The sequence below is a fragment of the Mitsuaria sp. TWR114 genome (assembly GCF_007997345.1).
Map to the genome: position 1 here is coordinate 1 of NZ_VOSR01000806.1, position 502 is coordinate 502.

1 protein-coding gene is annotated in these 502 nt (G+C 65.1%); it reads left to right on the top strand.

Going from position 1 to position 502, the window contains the following annotated elements:
• Positions 1–502: NapC/NirT family cytochrome c (locus FUT87_RS24415; protein WP_147242670.1), on the top strand; the 502-nt coding region annotated here is incomplete at both ends.

Consider the following 502-nt stretch of genomic DNA (forward strand, 5'->3'; position numbering starts at 1 on the left):
GGCGGCTTCATCGGCGGCGTCGTCTTCTGGGGCGCGTTCAACACCGCGATGGAGGCGACCAACACCGAGGCCTTCTGCACCGGCTGCCACGAGATGCGCGAGAACGTCTACGCGGAGCTCAAGAGCACCATCCACTACACCAACCGCTCGGGCGTGCGGGCGATCTGCTCCAACTGCCACGTGCCGCACAACTGGACCGACAAGATCGCCCGCAAGATGCAGGCGTCCAAGGAGGTCTGGGGCAAGATCTTCGGGACCATCAGCACGCCGGAGAAATTCCACGACAAGCGGCTCGAGCTGGCCAAGCACGAGTGGGCGCGCTTCAAGGCCAACGACTCGCTGGAGTGCCGCAACTGCCACAACTACGAGTCGATGGACTTCACGCGGCAGAGCGCGCGGGCGCAGGCAATGCACTCGACCTACCTCGCGAGCAAGGAGAAGACCTGCATCGACTGCCACAAGGGCATCGCGCACCGGTTGCCGCACATCCCGCCGGGCGAGG